The organism is Chitinophaga sp. 05T412 (genome assembly GCF_056396465.1).
In genome coordinates this window covers 268,738-282,730 of the sequence record NZ_JBFTLN010000004.1, presented here as the reverse complement: position 1 = coordinate 282,730, position 13,993 = coordinate 268,738, and the positions used below count along the sequence as shown (strand labels likewise).

The window sequence follows — 13,993 nt, the reverse complement described above, 5'->3', positions numbered from 1 at the left end:
AGATATATCGTTATTTCATTTTGTCTGTGAATTCCTCCAATCTGCCATTTGACACTGCAATGTCAAGCAAGGCATGCCATGCCTGCAAATATGCACCTGCTTCACCTACTTCTGCCCTAAGCAGGTCGTATTGTCCCTGTATTAATCTGGTAAAATCAATCAGCCCACTTTGATAGCTGAGTTTTAGTCCGTCAAAAGCATATCGCGCTGCCTGTGATTGCACCAACGACTGCCGCAGAATCAGGATATTCTGACGATAATTATATTGTGCAGTTTCCTGCTGCTTTTGAAGGTTTAGAGATATCTGGCTCAGTTGTTCTTCATCAGCTTTCACAAGAGAATGATATTGCCTTTTTTGCAGATTCACTTGTGAGAACTGTAGAATGGGAAAACTTACCTGTAAACCTGCACCATAATTTTTATGAGATAGTGACCAGCCGTCCGCCTTATTTACAGTACCATCTGCCGCAATACCTGAGCCACGGGCATACGCATTGGCCCATAGGTCCAGTCTTGGACGCCACGCCCTTTGTACTTCTTTCAATGCGGCCTCACTTACTTCTTTCCTCGTCTGGTAATATTGATAAATCGGATGGTTTGTCAGTATGCCGGAGATCTCTGCAACAGGAGGCTGCTGATTAATCAACCCGGTGTCTGACAATTGTACATTATCAGATTGGTCTGGCAAACCGGTTAACCTTGTTAATTCGGAAATTTGGGCATGATATTGTTTTTGAATGGTGAGCAGATCAGTTGCTGCCTGCGCCAGTGCGGATTGAAACTGCGTAGTGTCAATACCAGGTCTCAACCCCTGCTGGGCATATACCAGGGATTGCTGCAGTCCTCCTTTTATCCGTTCAATATTAGCCTCGTAACTATGTGTGAGCTGCTGTAAGTACACAGCATCCAGGTAGGTGGCAATTACTGTATACTGCTGACGGAAAAGGGCATCATTATAATAACTGTTAGCCAGTTTGTATTGTGCTGCCGCTTTATCTGTGGATGCCTGCCGCTGACCGAATGTAAGCGGATTCCATTTCACCATGGCTGTTAATGCTGTACCAGGAACAGGATCATAAGTATTTCCGGCAGAGGGTGGTCCACTGATGGGCAAGATTAAACCGGGATAACTCATGCCGGTAATATTGTTGTAAGTAGCATAACCGGCCTGATAGCCGGCTGTTACTTCGGGCAAAAGTGTGTTTTTAGCGATTTTAATATTATAACCAGCTGCGGTGGCTTGTTCCTTATAACCTTTCAGTTGTGGCTGTTGTGTTTGCACAAGGCTTAGTGCGTCTTTAATGGAAAGGACGCGCTGTTGACCACTACTGCTTTGAGATACTATCAATAAGGAACAGCAGACAGCCAGGCACACTGTTACCCGAAAATGTAAACGATACAAATCTTTCATGATATGCCGCAAGGCAATTTTATTATAGAATAGGAAAAAAACTAAAGCTGCACCTGACGCAGATTTCAATATTGAGAAATATAATACGCTCGATACAACACCATCAACGGTCTGGCTGAAACAACACGATCACATACCGGAAAAAACCTTCCAACAATACCAGTTTTCAGACAGTGGTTGGCATATTTTCTATACAACAGATTCTATTAACCCAAAGCCTCAAACCCTCGAATGACTCCTATAGTATAGCGGTTTTCATACTTATTTCTTTCGTCTAAAGGTAAACAACAAGAACGGCGATATATGGTATTTTTGAAAATAGTTTGGTATTTTCTATTTAATAGATCGAAAAGATTGTGGGGTATCTCCGTAAAGCCGTTTAAAGTATTTTACGAAATAAGATGGATCGGAGAAATTCAATGTGAAAGAAATTTCAGATACGGTTTTATCAGTATACAGTAATAGCCGTTTAGCTTCGTTCATAATAAAGTCCGAAAGGACTTCGGCTGCAGGCTTATTCACGGCTTTACGGCACGCAGCATTGATATTTTGAGGAGTAGTATTCAATCTCTCTGCATAATAGGACACTTTGTTTTTAATCGTTTTACCCTTACCCAACAGATCAAGGAAGGACTGGTATAAATTTGGTGTCCCCGGGAGTCTGCTTATTTCAAGACTCGCCATGTCATGTATTTTAGCCAGTAATGCTTTAAGCAAACCTTCAGTAATATAAAAGCTGCTTTCCGTATCCACCTGGTTTTCTATTGTTAATAATTCAAACAGTTGACTGATCGTAGGGTTTTCCACAATTGATATGCAGGGCAGTGTACTAATCCGCGTCAGTAACATTCTTAACTGAAGATCCAGGCTTCTTTCGACAAAATCTTTCTTTAGAATAATCACAAACCCATCAGGCTCACTTTTCAAATCCCAATTATGCACCTGGTCTTGTGTGACGAAGAATAGTATAGGAGGCTTTACCTCATAACGTACACCATCAATCCAATGTGCCCCTTTACCTTTGGTGATAAAGATGATTTCAAAATATTGATTATGCTTATGAGGGGCTGTTTTTCTTACCTCCTTTCTAAAAGGGGCTGCTTTTATATATTTCTCAGGACTGATTTTATTTTTTACAGGAATACCTTTAACCACCGATTGAGCTTTTAGCGCTGATAACTCATTAAATGACATTTAAAGGTATAATAATCACATCATAAACAAGGCTTCTACCTCAAATTTTCACGGTTGAATACCATCCAATGATCATTTTCATTTTTGGCAATGCCATAAGGCAGGATAATTCTGAAAAAATCTGTCAATGCCATAATAAAGCAGCCGGCCCACAGGTCATGATTTGAAATACCTGATGCCGATCGGTATAATAACTAACAGCGATCATTTTAATCACCTGGGACTACTTGTATTTTTGATCTGTTACAATTGACCAAAGTAAAGCACCATCAAGAATTTGGTGAAAGGTTGGTTTATATCACATTATTAAATACAGTAATCATGTTCAGAATTCTCACTATTACATTGAACCCAGCGATTGAAAAAGGCACTACAATAACAGGATTGGTCCCTAAGCGGAAATTACAACGCAGCCAACCTGTTTTTGAGCCTGGTGGAGGTGGTATTAAAGTAGCCAGAGCCATTGTGAAACTAGGTGGTGATGCTCAAGCTATCGGGAAGGAGTATATCTGATAAAGCTGAATATTCAGGAATTAGCCGATATTGCAGGTGTAACCACCCTTAATGCCGGGGAAATAGTCGATGTGGCAAGACGAATCATCAGCACCAAACGTTGTGAAGTGGTAGTTGTATATATGGAAGAAACAGGGGCAATGTTAATAACCTCTGATATAACTGCAAAGATTCCCACACCTGGAGTATGTCGCGTGAGCGCCATTGGCGCAGGCGACAGTATGTTGGCTAGCTTATCCCCTGGCAGGGAAATAATGGAGGCTGTTCAATTTGGAGTTGCCTGTGGTACCGCTACCACATTGAATCCGGGCATCGCCCTAGGCAAAAAAAAGGATGCACAATTACTTTTTAAAGAAGTATGCAAGAAACAGTCATTAGCCTTTGATAAGCTGCTTTAGATTCAGATTTCAGATAATTACGCGCTCTCCACAGCATTTAAGTACTGACTGCAGTCAAAAAATTACCTGACGACCGTCATAGTAATACAACTGCTAAATCCGGAGCTTTGGAACGGAATTTACCATTCAATACCTTATTATGCTGTTAATCATTAATGGTGGCTCGTCCAGCATCAAATTCGCCCTCTTCTCACAAGCCGGTCAGTCGGAAAAAATTTCATCCGGTCGAATTGACAATATTGGAAGACCTGATAGCAGCTTCAAGTTCCTGCAAGCGAACAGCAAACATCCTGATATAATTCCCCTTACGACTATTCATGACTATCCTTCTGCAGTTAATTATCTCCTGCAGTGGATAGACAGGCAAATAGATATGGAGAAAATAATCGCCATTGCTCATAGAATAGTTCACGGTATGCAGCATACTGCTCCTACTGTTATTACACCGGCGCTGATAAACACATTAAAACAGATCATTCCTTTTGATCCGGATCATCTTCCAAACGAAATCAACCTGATGGAGATTCTATTGCAACGTCATCCGGACAAAATTCACATTGCTTGTTTTGATACCGCATTTCACCAGACAATGCCCCGTGTCGCCAGATTATTACCCATTCCCCGAAGATTTGAAAAACAGGGAATCCTACGGTACGGTTTTCATGGTCTCCCAGTACAGTGGATAGTGATAATTCTTCTAAAACTTCTTTAAAAAGGAGGCAGTCATCAAGATCATCGTCAGCTAACAATATATTTTGAGCTTGTAATTCCGGGTAAATCATATGCAACTTTTATTTCATAGAAATAAATGATTACTTGAATCTTATTTCCCACGCATCCTTTAGCTTCTCATACTTACCTACATCAATCCTTTACTGTATTAACCAAATAACTGACTATCAAGGATGAAAAACGCACTGCAATTACAAACTGTTGTGTTTGATAGAATTTATTCCTGCATTGAGGATGTTAATATAACCTTTTAACGCCACATATCGTGAATACTCACAAGTTACAAAGGATTGCGGTAAAAACAAGATGTTTAAATGCTCTGACCGCCTAAGAGGAGCATTTCGTGAGCGCAAAGCATCCAGCGTTACAATGATAGCGGTGATCCTTTTGAACGTCATAGAGACACTATACGTGTACATGGTTCTTTTATTAATAGAACTACTGCATCTTCCTTATCGTAACATATTCTTATTTCCACTTACAGTTGAAGAACACAACCTTATAAAATAATGTTGTTAAAGCTCAGTTTGTAGAAAATAATATACATGGAAGAGTTGTAGAGGTTGATAACTACCGGGGTTTTACTTGTATTTCAATAGGGCATGCCCTTTGGTAGATTTCATAAACATGACTAAAAACAATTAAAAATTTATCTTATGGCAACTGCAACTAAAGGTCCTACAAAGCCTGTAACAAAGACCGAGAAATCCGGAAAAATTCAAAACCCCGAGTTCCATAAATTCTTCATCGATGAGATTAAAGATATTTATTGGGCAGAAAAACACCTGGTCAAAGCATTGCCAAAGATGGCAAAATCTTCAACCAGTACTGAACTGAAAGCAGCTTTTGAAAAACACGCCAAAGAAACTCAGCAACACGTGGAAACATTAGAAAAGGTTTTTTCCGAATTGGGAGAAAAACCTATGGCGAAAAAATGTGATGCCATGGAGGGCCTGTTAGCAGAAGCAGACGAAATCATTGCCGATACAGAAAGCGATTCCATGATCCGGGATGCAGGTTTGATTCTAGCGGCCCAGAAAGTAGAGCATTATGAAATCGCTACTTATGGTACGCTGAGAACCTTCGCCCGGAATATGGGACATACTTCGGTCGTTAAGTTACTACAAGGTACTCTTGATAATGAAAAGGCGACCGATATAGCTTTAACAGAAATTGCTGAAGGAAACATCAATGAACAGGCTAGTAACGAATAACATTTACGTCATTCTTATAATTTCCCGCTTAAATATTGAACAATCCATCCGGCTGGCCTTTCCAGGTCGGCCTTATTAATTTGTCTTTTAAGCTTTACTCTTCAATATAGAACTGCGTAGAACTTCATTTAAAGCATGGAGCCGGATTTCTAAGCTTTATGTTCTGCAAAAAAAATATTACAGACATCTATGAGGTGGTTGCGATTACCTGTTTCTTCAAAAACAGAAGTGAACCTTGATAAAGTAAGGTATAAAAAATGAAGAGAAGTATGTCCGTAGTAAGTTATAATTTAACAGACTTAATTAGTTCTTTGCTTTATGCACTTTTTTTTACTGGCAAATTTTGAAAAATAAAAAAGGCCGCATAAAATGCAGCCTTTAAACTTATTGATTACCAATGTGCCCAGAACAGGAATCGTATTAAATTGATTTTCAACTTAATACACAACATGTTCGCCATTATTTCGCCAATAAAAATTACACTCCCATGATTTAGTGCCGGTTCGATTCCGGAATAATTGGTGGAATCCCGGCCGTTTTATCTTTAAATCTGTCACCCCATCCCGGTTTACGCGCCGGCTCCGGCTGTCTACTAATTGCTTCCAGGATATGCATGTAGAATATCTGACATAGTACCCGCCCCTCTATTGTGTGTACTCTGGGATCGATAAACGTTTCATTGGCAATAGTATGATAAACCTTATTCCATTTTTCCCTGTTTGCTATTTGTACCTTATCCGGCAGAAAATCTGACAGCAGATTTGCCTGCCGATCCTGGTCAAGTGTATAGTATGTTATGCTCCACCTTTCGCCCTTCTGCTCTGTTATTTCGAAGAGAAGGTAATACCTTATACCATTAATCACCGGTTCTATACTTACGCACTTCATGGCTTTTTGTTCAGGATGCTATCTGCTGTGGGTATTGAACTTTTTATCTGCAGGTTATAATTATCTGGTTGCGGTACCATAGAGATTGCATCCTCCTTTAACAAAATTAAACTGGCAAGGTAGCGGCAAATATCTTTGGCTTTCTGGTCAGTAACGCGATCGTCAACGACAATCTTACGCTCTTCGTCTGCGTCGCAAATATTAAAACTAACTGTCTCTGGCAATCCCAAAGCAGCTGCCGCAATTGGCGAGTCTTTCAATCCGTAGAACATACAATTTCTATTGAGCTTGGCAGCTGTGAATTTTAGATAATGGAGTTGCTCATTAATCTCCGCTGTAATTGTGATCTCGTAATACATGCTTCATTTATTTAAGGTGATGAAGCACCGGGTTGGCAGCAAGGCAAACCTACTAATATATTTAGCAAAATGATGTTAATGGGCGATTAACAAAAATGGCTTTCTATTGCGCGGCCAATAAGAATATGGATTTTTTCTGCAGGAATGGATATTGGGAGGATATCGCCATTTTCAGTCACTGAAAAATCAATGTCAGAACCATTGATATTGACAACATAGATCATTCTCTGGCCATGTTGACTGGGGCGAACAGCATATTTGAACTTTTCTAACTGGATAATGAAAGCATCCATAGTAACTATTTAATATCATTGAAAAAGACCGCTGGTGAAATCTCTAAACCTCTTGCCAGGTCAACAATGACCAACACTCCCGGATTGTATAAGCCACGTTCAATTTCACTAATTTCTTTCTGATCAACCCCACAACGAGCTGCCAGTTTTTCTTGGCTTAACCCTGCCTTCTTTCTTTCTGCGCGTAGGTTTTCACCGAATTTTTCTAAAATCTCTTTTGAATCAAAAATCATCTATAATCTATTCCTCTCAATGTGCCTTATTCCATTATAAATTTCCATGGGTAATAGCCCATGGAAATAAAATTTTCCCTATCTTAGCTATCTTTGCAGCCCTAAAATTAACTTCTTAGAAGCTGCTTTATTCTATTCGTGTCGGGAAACGTAGGAAATTTCAAGAGACACCGAATCGAAGAAGGTAGGCTCGCGTTATTGCGCGGGCTCTTCTTTGTCGTGTCTCCGCTCTCCTACGGGCTCCCGGCCGGCATCGCAAGAGTTCCGCGCATTTTTTATGCCCGCAACTCTCATTTTTTACCTCAAAATCCGCACCATGAGAGCAGCTTATCGAATCCTACTGATCATTATTGTAGCCATGTGCCTCTGGCTATACTCCCATCCAAACGCCTATTGTCTCATCGAAAAACTGGTACCATGAGCGATTCTGTCCGCGCTAAGCGCCTGGCTGAGCAGGTGAACCGTGAAAGTATTATTCTGGTGGAAAGAGAGCCGGTCAACAATCCCCGGCAATACCGGTGTACCAGCACAACAGGGAAAGTTTTCATCGTATATGTTCAGTCTGAAAGCGGCGCCCTATTCAGCTATGGCAATAGTGATGAGCCGATTTATGACCTGAAAAAGGTGAAGAAATGAAGGAAAAATATATGGGCGTAGAGATAAGGGGGATCAGGGTGCTATTGATTGTGAGTGAGGCCGATCAGGTCAGGAGCTGGGCACAAATACGGAAAACAATTGTCAGAGTCCTGAAGATTCGCGGTTTTGCAATATTCCCTGTAAGCCTCACTCGCAAGGACGTTTTTGATAAAATCAAACCAGATATCTGTATAATTCCTGATGATGATATGCGTCGTTCTGTAGAGCGCTTGGCGCCACAGAGTCAGATAATTGTATCTGAGTTTCTTGTAATCCATCGAGATGAGCGATCGGTTAGAATGAACCAGCTTGAAGCCCAACTCAGGGAGTTTAAGAAACAGGGATTGGTCTAGTTATGATGATCTGGATTAAATCGGTTTTTCTTCATTTCAAGCGCCTCTTCAATTGTCATATCCTTACCGGTATCAGGCTTCCAGTTGTCGCGCATCATTCTCGAAAACTCATTATCGCCTTCGTAGGTGGCTACCAGGGGGAAAAGGTGTAGCGCTTCGCAGATTATAATATACTGCTTAAGTACTGGCCAGAAATTGGCTGCCTCAAAACGTTTGATAGTAGACAGCCCCAAACCTGTCCTTTCAGCCAAATCGGCCTGTGTTAGGCCTAATTCCAGACGGCGTTCTGTAAAGAAGGTTGCGATACGTTCCCGTGCCTCTAACAAGACACGGGAATCTATTCTTTCACTCATAATATATCTTGAATGTTTTTAGCGTTTGCAAACTCCCATGTGTAATGGGAAGCTACTGGCCAATCCTGACGTATAGGGTTAACACTTTCCAAGCGAAAATTACGAAGGTCACACAACCCTGCTATCTTCTTTTTGCCATGGCGGCCACGAATTGCCACTGTGCGATCTTCAGAATAGTAGTTGCGATACTTAACGATTGTAATATACTTAGACATATGTTTTATCGCCGTATTTACCCTGTTGCCGCCAGCTTGTTATATAAAGTTAGGTGTCAAACTTGACACCACCAAGTTTTTTTTGAAAAAGCCACTCCTGGAAAGGAGCGGCGCACATCTATCAATAAAAATGAGAAAAATATCAGGAAAAAGACAACACAACCTCATTACAGCAGTTCTGTTTTTTCCTTCATCACCGGGACCTGAAATTGATTGCACTTTAATTTTGTCACCGTTTATCGCTATACGTACTAAGGCGCCATTTGATAACTCTACCAGCACCATATCCCCGGCCTCAAGCATTACTTCTTCTGTGAAAAAAGGAAGTGTAACGTTCTTCATGAATTGTTTTTTCAATATACACAATCAGCCATACCAGGGTACCATGCCTAAATAAAAAATCCGCCAAACCTCAGGCGGATTTTACTTTGTACCGAACATTTGTGGGATTATACACTCATAGGCTGATTATTTTCAACGAATTACCGGGAGCAATGCGCAGTGTATTTGCGTTACCCCTGATAAAGTATATTAAGATCTGTTGCAGTAGGTATACCCGACATAACCCCCTTACTATCCTTCTGCCAAAGGAAATATCTATCCCATCCATTAGGAAGAGTGGGTGCTGGCGCCTTGGTATAATGCGCTATCCAAAGCGGGAACACACCAAGAGTGTGTCCTGCAGGTAACCTGCTATTCAGGTATGGTCCATAACTGTAGATGACTGGCGCCTTCATGCTGCGGGTCATCACCTCACGAAGAAATACCTGTAGCCATTGATAATATTCATTGGGCACTAATGGGCTATCTCGTTGTCCCTCCCAGTTCTCCAGGTCTACCGCTATCCATTTAGGAGCTGGTATGGTACCGCTCATGAATAATCCTGTAAAATACTTTGCCTCATTTACAGCATCATCAACTAAGGTACCACCGGTTTTCCTGTCTGGATATGCGAAATGGTAATAGCTGACAGCAATGCCGGCAGCTGCGGCGCCTTTTGCGTTTAAGGTGGCCATCTTGTCCATGGTATTGTAACCCATGGACAACCGGATGATAACGTCTGTTACACCACTGCCGGCTACTTTCTTCCAATCAATAACACCGTTATTGCGGGATACGTCAATTATTCTACTCATCGCTTTATGAATTTGTAAACAACAAACAGGAGCCCAACAATAACAGCCAGGCTGATAACGATCTGTACTCCAGCAGAGGGCCGCCAGGACGTTTTAAGCGTGGTCTTACTCTTCTGTTTGACCGTTGTGGTAATGTCTTTATGTTCGTTGCTGTTACCGGCTTCTTTTATATGCGTTGTCTTATCCACGGGTGCCACTACAGTCTTCGGATTTGTTTTGGCTTTCGTGTGTATCGTATTGCCAATCGTCTTACCTGCTGAATCTTTCACCGGAATAGATGTAGTGGCAACCTCCATACCGTCCGATTCGCTAACTATGGTACCAGTATCTCCAACCGGTACGTAGCCTATGGCGGAAAGACTATCCGCAGGTACTGATACCTGACTGGAGCTGGCTTCAGTGATCACAGTTTCCCGCGTATATCCGGAATTGATGGTGCTATTATCTGTTTGCCGGCTTTCCACCTGGTGTGAGTCGGTTGTCTTTCGTACTGTCGAGCAGCTGAAAAATAAAACTGTGCTACTTATTAATATCAGGCTTCGCATCACTATAATTTTGTCCGTTGCCCAACAGTACACCAATGAACTTGACTACAGCGGGAACGAATGTGAGAACAGATAACCATCGAGCGGTTGCCGATTCAGGCAACCCCCATGTGGTAATTAATTGCCCAATTGCTGGGACGATGAAAATAATTGCATTTGACAGCCGGCGATACCATAAAGGCGCTGGCCTATCAACCTGAGATAATCCTATTTTCGTTTCAGCCATGTTGAACGTTTGAAGTAGTTATATAATTCTTTTCCTGCCATCCCAGCGAAGCCGCCGATACAGCCCAATATGAGCGTGATGAATATTTCCTTTCCTGTTGCCGCTAATGCTGCCCAAGCGCTCCCCGAAATAAAAGCAAGTGTTTTCTCTTTCATGCCTTATAGTTGTGAAATTGGAATTGATGCGAATTTTTGCGAAAGCTTCCCGGCAGCACTGTTGGCCTCCCAGTAGGTAAGTAGTAGATTACCATTGTATTCGACCATGCTGGAATAGCTGAAGTTGTACCCGATCGTATAGCCCTCCAAGTCCATGATCTTCTGCCAGGTAACGCCGCTGTCAGTGCTTCCGGATATCCTCAGGACGTTACGTGGATCTGTCATCCCTGTACCAGTTGGGTTATGGATAGCTATCCACTTTCCCGTTGATAGCTTAATCAGTTTCGCCGGACTGTCCGTGGTGGTAAGTGCGCTGGCTACCGGCGTTGCCCAGGTGGTCCCGTTGTCGGTGCTGGTACTGAAATGCTGAAAACCGGAATTATTCCTAATAGTCATCAGGAGATTGCCAGCAGATGTTTCGATCAAATTAGGCTCTGTGTAGCCGATATTGGTAGCTCTGGTAAGATTCGGTGTTGAACGCGTCCAGGTGGTCCCGGAATCATCGGAATACCAGCAGAACGCGTAGCAATAGTTGGGCGGAATCACACCCACGTTCGCCGAAAAATACACAGAGATAATAAGCCTGCCAGATGCCAGTTTCCGCATAGTGCCATTGAGAGCCGGCATATATCCGGTACCATTCAGTACCTGCGAAGCAGCTCCCCAGGTAACGCAATCATCTGAGCTTATTTTCCGATAAATGCGTAGGTCCGTATTGCTGTTTTTTACGCAAAAATACAGGTGAACCACACTACTGGACATGCGAATGAGGGAGACAGATGTGGTGGTCTGCGTTCCTATATTCTGTTGGATCACGCCCAGGTCGATCCAGTTTTTTCCGGAATCGGCAGATACTTTGGCCGCGAGATCGGCGATAGCCGCATCGTCCAAGTTGTTATGAAATTTTGTCCAAACTGTGTACAGCTGCCCGTTAGTTTTCACGAGAAGATCACCTTCCGTGTTGCGGTAAGAGCCAGTGGTGAAGTACTGAATATAAGACTTGTAGATCTGCGCCTCCGCCATCCCGCAGGAAAGCACCATTATTGCAATTAGGATTCGTATTCTCATAGTGTTGTAGCATTTGCGTTTGAGGCGGTGATATACCAGTTTGTTCCGTTACACTGAATTGTCACACTGGAATTGGTTAATGTTAACACCTTCGTTGCGGCGCCGTCTATGGTACCAGAGGCAGGAGTTATAGTAACATCATTACTTACTGCGCTCAGCTTCTTAATATTTAGCACCGTACCAGTAGCTGTTGCCGATGCTGGAAGGTTAATGGTTGCCGCGCCGGAGTTGTTGACGAGTATTGTGTAATCGCTAATCGTGGCCGTTGTAGTAGCGACCACTGTCCTGATCGGAAATTGCACTCCAGCGGCAACATTAACCGCCGATGCTGATAGCTTCATGGGTTTTAATGCCGCGCCTACGCGATCATAAGATTGCAACACAGAAGATGTTCCATCCCAGAACATTTCCAAGCCGCCATTAGTACCTGATAGAGAGCCAGTAGATCCGGTGACCTTAATAATATTTGTTGTAGTATTGCCCGCTGTAGTGGACGCCTGCCATGTAGCATTAGCTGATTTAAGATACGCCTGAGATACAACCCAGTTAGAGGTAACTACCGTTTTGCTATTGTCTGCCAGGGAAAGATTATAATCCTGCACAATTCTATTCAGTGTGCGAATCGATGTATCCTGAATGCCAATTACATCAATGGGATATCTCCCGAAAACATTACTTGCGACACTATCGCCGAATACGGTTTTACCGCTTCTGGCTTTTATAAAAGTATTCCCTGGAGTCACAGCCCCATAGGAGGTAATATTTAAGCTTGTAGAATCTGGAGCATATAAGGCCAATGGGCCATTACTGGCGGTTACCACCAGGGCATTACTCCCAATACTTGCCGCACCAAAATATCCGGTTTGAGTTGCGCCGGTTACAATGGAGTAGGCGGCGGTGGTAGATGTATTTGCCCGGTTCAGCGTTACATTACCAGTAAGGTTTAATGCAGCCCCCGTCTGAGTAGATGATGGGTTTAACTGCACATATTTTGCGTTATATCCCGCTACCTGGTCCTTAACATATTTCGTATTTGCCACCAAATGACTACTATCACCTACTGATAGATTGATATCTGTTACCATCTTGTGCAATGCATAAAGGCTGGTATCCTCTGATGCCTGAATGTCAATTTTTGCTTGTGCGTTGAAGGATGCCAGCAAACTATCACCCAGTAATATCCGGTTATTCTTTGTAGCCATGTACATCCGGAATCCGCCATACCGTGAAGCGCCAATGAATTGAGTACCCACGCTATCAGCAGTGATCACCCTGACGCGGGAGGTGGTGAACTGTATCGAATAATCGTCATTGTTCCTATTTCCGGTACCGGCCCATCCTACAACTGAACCTCCCCTGCGATAACCAAGTGCTGCATCATAGCTGATATAATCCGGTCTTTCAATGTTCAGTCCATACCCATTGCCGGAAGTGGTGGTCATGTTTAAAGTGCCAGTCACTTTCGCGTTTACTCCCGGCTGTGATACCGCAGGGTTGACTTCAATGAATTGCCCTGAACTGTAAGCGTTAATCTGCGCTTGTAGCTTCCCGAATGCCTGGGGTATTGAATCCGTTGGCTGAATAGGCAGGTTAGGCTGTGTCATCAATGGGGATAGGCGGGAGCTCCAAGATAGTTTTGTTACAAGAGAATCAGGCAGGTTATTGATATTGGCCTGGGGGAGGCCTGTAATTTTAATTGGTAGCTCACCGCCGGTTGTAAGGCGGAAGAAAATAGTATCATGTGACCACCTGGCAGAGTCAAGAGCCCTTAGTGTGCCTGCACTAATCGCCGCCCATCCCGTATCGGTGAGCACTTGTATCTTTTTGACAACAGTATCATACATCAAAGCCCCTAGGCTATCGGTATTAGTCGCGGTAGGGATTGATCTTTTTAATGGCAGGCCAAAAAAATCTGTGGCCTTTAATCGTTGATGAATCTGCCCTGGCCCATCGATTTTCCTTAATTGCTGCGCATTTGCATTAAATGCTACTAGCGTAATAATTAAAGCCGCCAGATAGTTATTCCGGAAGGCCTTTCTCAAAATCTTCATATAACAAATGTACTATACTA

General features: G+C 42.7%; 20 protein-coding genes. 6 read left to right on the top strand and 14 right to left on the bottom strand.

Translation table 11 applies throughout. The features are described 5' to 3' along the window. Positions 1-10: 10 nt before the first annotated feature. Both AC1DFM_RS11635 and AC1DFM_RS11630 read right to left on the bottom strand, forming a co-directional pair. Positions 11-1,282, bottom strand: coding sequence for a TolC family protein (locus AC1DFM_RS11635; RefSeq protein WP_477076896.1), 1,272 nt, complete (start codon positions 1,280-1,282; stop codon positions 11-13). A 462-nt stretch (positions 1,283-1,744) separates the two neighbouring features. Further along, the gene (locus tag AC1DFM_RS11630) at positions 1,745-2,605 is read right to left on the bottom strand and encodes a helix-turn-helix domain-containing protein (protein WP_477076895.1); all 861 of its coding nucleotides are present in this window, start codon (positions 2,603-2,605) and stop codon (positions 1,745-1,747) included. A 321-nt stretch (positions 2,606-2,926) separates the two neighbouring features. Between AC1DFM_RS11630 and AC1DFM_RS11625 the strand changes: the two genes are divergently transcribed. From AC1DFM_RS11625 to AC1DFM_RS11610, 4 genes are all read left to right on the top strand, one after another. Further along, entirely contained in the window at positions 2,927-3,118 is a 192-nt protein-coding gene (locus tag AC1DFM_RS11625) for a hypothetical protein (protein ID WP_477076894.1), read from the top strand. Then, the gene (locus AC1DFM_RS11620) at positions 3,115-3,516 is read left to right on the top strand and encodes a PfkB family carbohydrate kinase (protein WP_477077080.1); all 402 of its coding nucleotides are present in this window, start codon (positions 3,115-3,117) and stop codon (positions 3,514-3,516) included. Before AC1DFM_RS11625 ends, AC1DFM_RS11620 begins: the two co-directional genes overlap by 4 nt. A 139-nt stretch (positions 3,517-3,655) precedes the next feature. Next, positions 3,656-4,228 carry a hypothetical protein gene (locus AC1DFM_RS11615; protein WP_477076893.1) on the top strand — a complete coding sequence of 191 codons (573 nt, stop codon included), beginning with the start codon at positions 3,656-3,658 and terminating at the stop codon, positions 4,226-4,228. Positions 4,229-4,904: 676 nt separating this feature from the next. Next, entirely contained in the window at positions 4,905-5,462 is a 558-nt protein-coding gene (locus tag AC1DFM_RS11610; RefSeq protein WP_477076892.1) for a YciE/YciF ferroxidase family protein, read from the top strand. A gap of 492 nt (positions 5,463-5,954) precedes the next feature. Here AC1DFM_RS11610 and AC1DFM_RS11605 read toward each other — a convergent pair whose 3' ends face one another. From AC1DFM_RS11605 to AC1DFM_RS11590, 4 genes are all read right to left on the bottom strand, one after another. Next, positions 5,955-6,350 carry a hypothetical protein gene (locus AC1DFM_RS11605; RefSeq protein WP_477076891.1) on the bottom strand — a complete coding sequence of 132 codons (396 nt, stop codon included), beginning with the start codon at positions 6,348-6,350 and terminating at the stop codon, positions 5,955-5,957. Further along, the gene (locus tag AC1DFM_RS11600) at positions 6,347-6,709 is read right to left on the bottom strand and encodes a hypothetical protein (protein ID WP_477076890.1); all 363 of its coding nucleotides are present in this window, start codon (positions 6,707-6,709) and stop codon (positions 6,347-6,349) included. The genes AC1DFM_RS11605 and AC1DFM_RS11600 overlap by 4 nt, the downstream gene beginning before the upstream one ends. A gap of 86 nt (positions 6,710-6,795) precedes the next feature. Continuing rightward, a complete protein-coding gene (locus AC1DFM_RS11595) occupies positions 6,796-7,002 on the bottom strand; it encodes a hypothetical protein (protein ID WP_477076889.1) in 207 nt (68 codons plus the stop codon). A 5-nt stretch (positions 7,003-7,007) separates the two neighbouring features. Beyond that, on the bottom strand, positions 7,008-7,235 hold the full coding sequence (locus AC1DFM_RS11590) for a helix-turn-helix domain-containing protein (RefSeq protein ID WP_477076888.1): 228 nt from the start codon (positions 7,233-7,235) through the stop codon (positions 7,008-7,010). A gap of 417 nt (positions 7,236-7,652) precedes the next feature. On the opposite strand from AC1DFM_RS11590, the gene AC1DFM_RS11585 reads away from it, so the two are divergent. Then, the gene (locus tag AC1DFM_RS11585) at positions 7,653-7,871 is read left to right on the top strand and encodes a hypothetical protein (RefSeq protein ID WP_477076887.1); all 219 of its coding nucleotides are present in this window, start codon (positions 7,653-7,655) and stop codon (positions 7,869-7,871) included. Next, positions 7,868-8,224, top strand: coding sequence for a hypothetical protein (locus AC1DFM_RS11580; protein WP_477076886.1), 357 nt, complete (start codon positions 7,868-7,870; stop codon positions 8,222-8,224). The genes AC1DFM_RS11585 and AC1DFM_RS11580 overlap by 4 nt, the downstream gene beginning before the upstream one ends. Here the strand turns inward: AC1DFM_RS11580 and AC1DFM_RS11575 are convergent. The 8 genes from AC1DFM_RS11575 to AC1DFM_RS11540 form a co-directional block, all read right to left on the bottom strand. Further along, positions 8,221-8,577 (bottom strand): helix-turn-helix domain-containing protein, encoded by a 357-nt coding sequence (locus tag AC1DFM_RS11575; RefSeq protein WP_477076885.1) that lies wholly within the window; start codon positions 8,575-8,577, stop codon positions 8,221-8,223. The two genes, AC1DFM_RS11580 and AC1DFM_RS11575, sit on opposite strands and share 4 nt — an antisense overlap. A 254-nt stretch (positions 8,578-8,831) precedes the next feature. After that, on the bottom strand, positions 8,832-9,134 hold the full coding sequence (locus tag AC1DFM_RS11570) for a hypothetical protein (RefSeq protein ID WP_477076884.1): 303 nt from the start codon (positions 9,132-9,134) through the stop codon (positions 8,832-8,834). A 170-nt stretch (positions 9,135-9,304) separates the two neighbouring features. After that, complete coding sequence (locus tag AC1DFM_RS11565) at positions 9,305-9,928, bottom strand: glycoside hydrolase family 25 protein (RefSeq protein ID WP_477076883.1); 624 nt, start codon at positions 9,926-9,928, stop codon at positions 9,305-9,307. Beyond that, complete coding sequence (locus AC1DFM_RS11560; RefSeq protein ID WP_477076882.1) at positions 9,925-10,392, bottom strand: hypothetical protein; 468 nt, start codon at positions 10,390-10,392, stop codon at positions 9,925-9,927. Before AC1DFM_RS11560 ends, AC1DFM_RS11565 begins: the two co-directional genes overlap by 4 nt. A 55-nt stretch (positions 10,393-10,447) precedes the next feature. Then, entirely contained in the window at positions 10,448-10,699 is a 252-nt protein-coding gene (locus tag AC1DFM_RS11555) for a hypothetical protein (RefSeq protein ID WP_477076881.1), read from the bottom strand. Further along, positions 10,681-10,854: a hypothetical protein gene (locus tag AC1DFM_RS11550; RefSeq protein ID WP_477076880.1), complete on the bottom strand. Its 174-nt coding sequence runs from the start codon at positions 10,852-10,854 to the stop codon at positions 10,681-10,683. The genes AC1DFM_RS11555 and AC1DFM_RS11550 overlap by 19 nt, the downstream gene beginning before the upstream one ends. Positions 10,855-10,857: 3 nt before the next feature. Next, a complete protein-coding gene (locus AC1DFM_RS11545) occupies positions 10,858-11,922 on the bottom strand; it encodes a sialidase family protein (RefSeq protein WP_477076879.1) in 1,065 nt (354 codons plus the stop codon). Next, a complete protein-coding gene (locus tag AC1DFM_RS11540) occupies positions 11,919-13,973 on the bottom strand; it encodes a hypothetical protein (protein WP_477076878.1) in 2,055 nt (684 codons plus the stop codon). Before AC1DFM_RS11540 ends, AC1DFM_RS11545 begins: the two co-directional genes overlap by 4 nt. Between the last annotated feature and the right edge of the window lie 20 nt (positions 13,974-13,993).